Raw genomic sequence first — 6,302 nt, forward strand, 5'->3', positions numbered from 1 at the left:
GCGCTCGTCGTCCACCACCTCGCGGTCGACGGGGTGTCATGGCGCGTCCTGCTGCCCGACCTGCGGAACGCCTGCGAGGCGACGGCCGCGGGCCGGGCGCCGAACCTGCACCCGGTGCCGACGTCCTTCCGCCGCTGGGCGCGCGCACTCGTCGCCCAGGCCGCGGGCGAGACCCGCCAGGCGGAGCTGGAGCAGTGGACGAAGCTGCTGGTCGAACCCGAACCGCTGATCGGCCGGCGGGCGCTCGACCCGGCGGCGGACACCGCGCGCACCCAGCGCCGCGCCTCGTGGACCGTGCCGACGGAGCAGGCCGCCACCCTCCTCATCCGTACGCCCACCGCGTACCACTGCAGCGTGCACGAGATCCTCCTCGCCACCTTCGCCGCGGCCGTCGCACACCGGCGCCCCGGCGGGCACACGGGACTGCTGGTGGACATGGAGGGCCACGGCCGGGAGGAGGCGGGCGGCCTCGACCCGTCGCAGACCGTGGGCTGGTTCACCGCGGTCCACCCGCTGCGGCTCGATCTCGGCGGCATCGACCTGGCCGACGCCGCATGCGGCGGCCCGGCCGCCGGTGCGCTGCTGAAGACGGTCAAGGAGCAGGCGCAGACCGTGCCCGGCGACAGCCTCGGCCACGGCCTGCTGCGGCACCTCAACGCGGAGACGGCGGAGGTGCTGGCCGCGCTGCCCGCACCCCAGGTCGGCTTCAACTACCTGGGCCGCTTCACCGCCGGTGGCCGCACCGGGCGCGTCGAGGCGTGGCAGCAGGCGGGGGAGGCCGCCGTCGGCGGCTCTGCCGCACCCGGCATGGCGATCACCCACGTGCTGGAGGCCAACCCGGTGATCCGCGACACCCCGGTGGGCCCCGAGGTCACCCTTGCGCTCGCCTGGGCCGGCGGGGTCCTGGACGCGGCGGAGGCCGAACGCCTCGGCCGTACCTGGCTGGACATGCTCGCCGGCCTCGCCGCCCACACCGAGGACCCGGCGGCCGGCGGGCACACCCCCTCCGACTTCCCCCTCCTCGACCTCGGCCAGGACGAGATCGACCAGTTCGAAGCGATCGCGGCGAAGCTCCAAGGAGGACTGACCCGGTGAACTCCCCAGCCGTCGCCAAGGGCTCCGCCCTGGCAGAGATGTGGCCGCTGTCGCCGCTGCAGGAAGGGCTGCTCTTCCACGCCGGCTTCGACACCGGCAGCTCCGGCGTCTACACCGTGCAGTTCATGCTCGACGTCGACGGGCCGCTGGACCACGGGCGCTTCCGCGCCGCCTGGGCCGGACTGCTCGCGCGCCACCCGGCGCTGCGCGCCAGCTTCCACCGGCGCCCGTCCGGCGAGGCCGTCCAGCTCGTCACCCACGAGGTGGCGCTGCCGTGGCGGGACGCCGACCTGTCTGCGCTGCCCGAGTCCGACGCACTCGCCGAGACCCAGGCACTGGCCGACGCGGAACGCGCCCGGCGCATCGACCTGGAGGCGCCGCCGCTGCTGCGGCTGCTGCTCGTCCGCCTCGGCGAGGAGCGGCACCGGCTGGTGGTGACGACCCATCACATCCTCCTCGACGGCTGGTCGATGCCGATCCTGCTGCGCGAGCTGGCAGCGGTGTACGAGGCGGGCGGCGACCTGTCCATGCTCAAACCCGCCCCCTCCTACGGCCAGTACCTGGCGTGGCTGCGCCGCCAGGACAAAGGCCGGGCACAGGCCGCCTGGCGCGCCGAGCTCGCCGGAGCCGACGAGCCGACGCTCGTCGTACCACCGGACGCCCTCGACGGCCCGGTGGTGCCCGGGCGGGTGCGCTTCACCCTCGGAACCGAGCTGTCCGCGGGCGTCGCGGAGCTGGCGCGGGCCCACGGCCTGACGGTCAACACTGTGGTGCAGGGCGCCTGGTCGCTGGTCCTGGCCCGGCTCACCGGCCGCGACGACGTCGTCTTCGGCGCCACCGCCGCCGGCCGCCCGCCCGAACTGCCCGGCGTCGAGGCCATGGTCGGCCTCTTCATCAACACGCTGCCCGTCCGCGTGCGGCTCGACCCCGCCCGCCCCGCGGTGGACCTCCTCGCCGACCTCCAGCGGCGCCAGGTGGAGCTGATGGCGCACCAGCACATCGGGCTGCCCGACGTGCAGAAGCTCGCCGGCCCCGGCGCCACGTTCGACACCCTCGTCGTCTACGAGAACTATCCCCTCACCTCCGCCGAGTCCGACGACCCCGAGGCCCTGTCCCTCCGCTTCGCGGGCGAACCCCAGGACGCCGGCCACTACCCGCTGACGCTCATCGCCTGGCCCGGCGAGCAGCTGCGGGCCGAACTCTTCTACCGGCGCGACGTGTTCGAGGCCGGTCGGGCGGAGACCGTCACCGCGTCGTTCGTGCGGGTGCTGGAGCAGCTCGTCGCCGATCCGGCGGCCCCCGTCGGCCGCCTCGACGCCGTCGACGCGCGGCGGCGCGCGCTGGTGACCACCGGCTGGAACGACACCGCGGCACCCGTGCCCGAGCCGTCGGCCCCCGAGTTGTTCGGTGCGCAGGTGGTGCGGTCGCCGGGGGCGGTGGCGGTGGTGGGTGGTGGGGTGTCGTTGTCGTACGGGGAGTTGGCGGAGCGTGCGGGTCGGCTTGGTCGGTATCTGGTGGCGTCGGGGGTGGGTCCGGAGACGCGGGTGGCGGTGCTGATGGAGCGGTCGGCGGCGCAGGTGGTGGCGCTGCTTGCCGTGTCGTTGGCCGGGGGAGTGTTCGTACCCGTGGATCCGGGTTATCCGGCGGAGCGGTTGGCGTTCGTGCTGGGGGATGCGGATCCGGCGGTGGTGTTGTGTACGTCGGCGACCGGGGGTGTGTTGCCGGGTGGGTTGCGGGCTGTGGTGCTGGATGATCCGGCGGTGGTCGCGGAGGTTGCGGCGTTTCCGGGTGGGGTGTTGCGGGCGGGGGAGCGGTGCGGGCCGTTGACGGCGGATCATGCGGCGTACGTCATCTACACCTCGGGCTCCACGGGTACTCCCAAGGGTGTCGTCGCCACCCACCGCGGCCTGCGCAACCTCGTCGCCGACCGCGTATCGCAGTACGAACTCGGCCCGGACAGCCGCGTCCTGCAACTGGTGTCGCCGAGCTTCGACGTCTCGATGAGCGACATCTGGCCGGTGCTCTGCGCCGGCGGCCGGCTCGTACTCGGCCCCGTGCGGCTCGACCTCTCCGGCGGCGAGCTGGCCCGCCTGATGCGCGACGAACGCGTCACCTACGTCGCCACCACCCCGACCCTGCTCGCCGAAGTGCCGCCCGCCGACCTGCCGGACCTGCGCAGCGTCGTCCTCGGCGGCGAACCGGGGTCGCCCGAGCTGCGTGGCCGGTGGCTGGCGGGCCGCGAGCTGTTCAACGAGTACGGCGTCACCGAAGCGACCGTCGCCTCCACGCTCGGCCGGATCCGCGACCCCCGCGGCACCCCGCCGATCGGCGGTCCCGTCACCAACTCCCGGGTGTACGCGCTGGATGCGTTCCTCCAGCCCGTACCGCCCGGGGTGGCGGGCGAGCTGTACCTCGCCGGGGCCGGTGTCGCCCGCGGCTACCTGGGCCGGCTGGCGCTGACCGCGGAGCGGTTCGTGGCCTGCCCGTTCGCGCCCGGCGAGCGGATGTACCGCACCGGCGACCTCGTGCGCTGGACCGAAGACGGCGAGCTGGTCTTCGTCGGCCGCGCCGACGAGCAGGTCAAGGTCCGCGGCCACCGCATCGAGCTGGGCGAGATCGAGGCCGCGCTGCGGCGGACCGCGGGAGTCGCCGAGGCAGTGGTCGTCGCGCGGGACGACGGCCCCGGCGACAGGAGGCTCGTCGGCTACGTAGTCCCGGAGGGGCGGCACGTCGACCCCGACCGGGTGCGCGCGCAGGTGGCGATGGCACTGCCCGACTACATGGTTCCGGCAGCGGTGCTCGTGCTCGGCGAGCTGCCGCGGACGACCAGCGGCAAGATCGACAGGGCCGCGCTGCCCGCACCGGACTTCGCCGGGCACGCCACCGGCCGCGCGCCGGAGGGCGGGACGGAGACCGCGCTGTGCGCGCTGTTCGCGGAGGTGCTGGGCCTGGAACGGGTCGGCGCGGACGACGACTTCTTCGCGCTCGGCGGCGACTCCATCACGTCGATGCAGCTCGCGTCGCGGGCGCGGCGCGCGGGGTACGTGCTGACGCCGCGGCAGGTCTTCGAGGAGAAGACCCCGGAGCGGCTCGTGCTGGTCGCCGGGTCGGCGCGGCGCCGTCCTGCGGTACGGGACGAGGGCGTGGGCGAGGTGCCGTGGACGCCGGTCATGCGGCGGCTGGGCGTACGGGCCGCCGCGCCCGGGTTCGCGCAGTGGACGGTCGCGGGTGCCCCGGCGGGGCTGGGGCTGGAGGCGCTGACGGAGGGGCTCGGCGCCGTACTCGACGCGCACGACATGCTGCGGGCCCGTGCCGACCTGGCGGACGCGGCGAACCCGCGGCTGACGGTCGGCAGGCGGGGCTCCGTCGACCCGGCCGGGCTCGTCACCCGCATCGACACGGCGGACACGGACGGCCTCGACGACGACGACGGCGGCGGCGACGGCGGTGACAGCGGCGATGGCGGTCTCGACGCGCTCGCGGAGCGCGAGGCCCGGGCGGCGGTCGGGCGGCTGGACCCGGCGGCCGGAGTCATGGTGCAGGCCGTGTGGCTGGACGCGGGCCCGTCCCGGACCGGGCGCATCGTCCTCGTGGTCCATCATCTGGTGGTCGACGGGGTGTCGTGGCGGATCCTGCTGCCGGATCTGCGGGCGGCGTGCGAGGCGGCGGGTGAGGGGCGGAAGCCGGAGTTGGAGCCGGTGGCGACGTCGTTCCGCCGCTGGTCGCGGGCGCTGGCCGCGGAGGCCGTACGGCCGGAGCGGACGGCGGAGGCCGCCGCGTGGGCCGACCTGCTCGGCGCACCGGAGCCGCCCCTCGGCACACGCGCGCTCGACCCGGCCCGCGACACCGCGGCGACCCTGCGCTCGCGCACCTGGACCGTGCCCGCCGAGCAGGCGCAGACGCTGACGGGCCGCACCCCCGCCGCGTTCCACACCGGCATTCAGGACGTGCTGCTCGCCACGCTCGCCGGAGCCGTCGCCGGGCAGCGCCCGGGGACGTACGACGGCGTGCTCGTCGACATCGAGGGGCACGGGCGCGGGGAGTTCGGGGACGCGGACGTGGCGCGCACGGTGGGCTGGTTCACCAGCGGCCGGCCCGTGCGGGCCTCGCTGTCCGGAATCGATCTCGACGGCGTACGCGCGGGCGGCACGGCGGCGGGTGCGCTGCTGAAGACCGTGAAGGAGCAGGCGCGCACCGTCCCCGGGGACGGCCTGGGCTACGAGTTGCTGCGCTACCTCAACCCCGGGACGGCCGAGGCGATGGCGGCGCTGCCGCAGCCGCAGATCGGCTTCAACTACCTCGGCCGCTTCCCCACCGCCGCGCCCGCCGCTTCCGTACGCGCCTGGCAGCCCGCCGGTGACACCGCCCTCGGCGGCTCCGTCGCCCCCGACATGCCCGTGGCGCACGCGCTGGAGGCGGGCGCCGTCGTCCAGGACGGGCCCGAAGGCCCGGAGCTGACGCTGACCCTCTCCTGGGCCGGCGGCCTGCTGGACGACGCGGACGCCGACCGCCTGGGCGCCACCTGGCTGCGGATGCTCGCCGGTCTCGCCGCCCACGCCGGGACCCCGACCACTGGTGGGCACACGCCCTCCGACTTTCCGCTCCTCGCCCTCACCCAGGAAGCCGTGGAGGAGCTGGAAGCCGCCGTGCCCGCGCTCGCCGACGTGTGGCCGCTGTCGCCGCTGCAGCAAGGGCTGCTGTTCCACGCCGACTTCGACGACGCCGGCCCGGACGTCTACGAGGGCCGCCGTGCCCTCGCGCTCGACGGGCCGCTGAACACGGAACGGCTGCGCGCCGCCTGGGCGACGGTCCTCGACCGGCACCCCATCCTCCGCGCGAGCTTCCACCGGCTCGCGTCGGGTGAAGCGGTGCAGGTCATCGCCCGTGACGTACCGCTGCCGTGGCGCGAGGCCGATCTCTCCGGGCTCACCGCGGCCGACGCGGAACGCGAGCTGCGGCGGCTGGCGGAGGAGGACCGGGCCGAGCGGTTCGACCTCACCGCCGCGCCGCCGCTGCGGTTCCTGCTGGTCCGCCTCGGCGAGGACCGGCACCATCTTCTCGTCAGCAACCACCACATCGTCATGGACGGCTGGTCGCTGCCGCTGCTGATCGGTGAGGTCTCCGCCGCGTACGCCGCGGCCGGCGACCGGAGCCGGCTCCCGGCCGTCTCTTCGTACGCCGACTACCTCGGCTGGCTCGGCCGCCAG

At 75.3% G+C, this 6,302-nt stretch carries 2 protein-coding genes; both read left to right on the forward strand.

Annotated elements, in window-relative coordinates; all coding sequences use genetic code 11:
- A partial coding sequence (locus tag H5J30_RS14030; protein WP_258563308.1) for a condensation domain-containing protein occupies positions 1–1,095 on the forward strand: 1,095 nt, incomplete at its 5' end.
- Positions 1,092–6,302: non-ribosomal peptide synthetase (locus H5J30_RS14035; protein ID WP_181787770.1), on the forward strand; the 5,211-nt coding region annotated here is incomplete at its 3' end. The genes H5J30_RS14030 and H5J30_RS14035, both read left to right, overlap by 4 nt.

It is taken from the genome of Streptomyces phytophilus (genome assembly GCF_013870535.1).
Lineage (GTDB): Bacteria > Actinomycetota > Actinomycetes > Streptomycetales > Streptomycetaceae > Streptomyces > Streptomyces phytophilus.